This is a genomic window from Vibrio sp. 1978 (genome assembly GCF_033344345.1).
In genome coordinates, this window is sequence record NZ_JAWPOP010000464.1 from 1 (window position 1) to 699 (window position 699).

The 699-nt window shown below is 41.9% G+C and carries 1 protein-coding gene; it reads left to right on the forward strand.

The window, feature by feature from the left end; all coding sequences use genetic code 11:
* Positions 1–699, forward strand: a 699-nt coding sequence (locus R8N49_RS27250) for a sigma 54-interacting transcriptional regulator (RefSeq protein WP_318190466.1), incomplete at both ends; no start/stop codon positions are given.

Sequence of the window (699 nt, forward strand, 5' to 3'; positions counted from 1 at the left end):
TGAAACTGGTGTGGGTAAAGGGTTGTGTGCTCGACTCATCCATCAGTTATCTAGTCGACGCTCATCACCCTTTGTAGAGGTTAACTGCGGTGCGATTCCAAGTGGCTTGATTGCTTCCGAACTTTTTGGCCACGAAAAAGGTGCATTTACAGGTGCCATTTCTGACCGGATTGGTTTTATTCAAAAAGCACACAAAGGCACTTTATTTCTCGATGAGATTGGAGATATGCCTTCGGATCTTCAAATACATCTCCTTCACTTTTTAGAAAGCAAACAAATACACAAAGTAGGTGCGGATAAATTTATCGATGTTGATTGTCGTGTGATTGCCGCCAGCCACGTGGATTTAAAAAGCGAAGTCGTACAAGGAGAATTTAGGGAGGATCTATTTTATCGACTCAATATATTACCGCTAACCATTCCTCCACTTCGAAAAAGAGGCAAAGACATTTTGATGCTGTCTGAGCACTTTTTAACAGATTTATCTCATGGTCAAGTACACAACATGTCCGAAGAAGTGAAAGCAAAACTGCTTAAACATCGTTGGCCTGGAAATGTACGTGAGCTGCGTAATGTGATTCAGCGAGCAATTGTCATGTGTGAAGACAATACCCTACTCGTTGCTGATTTAGGGCTTGAGAACAGCGAAAGGCAATTACTCCCTTCTGTTGATCAAATTGACCTCGACTATTTGTTGCA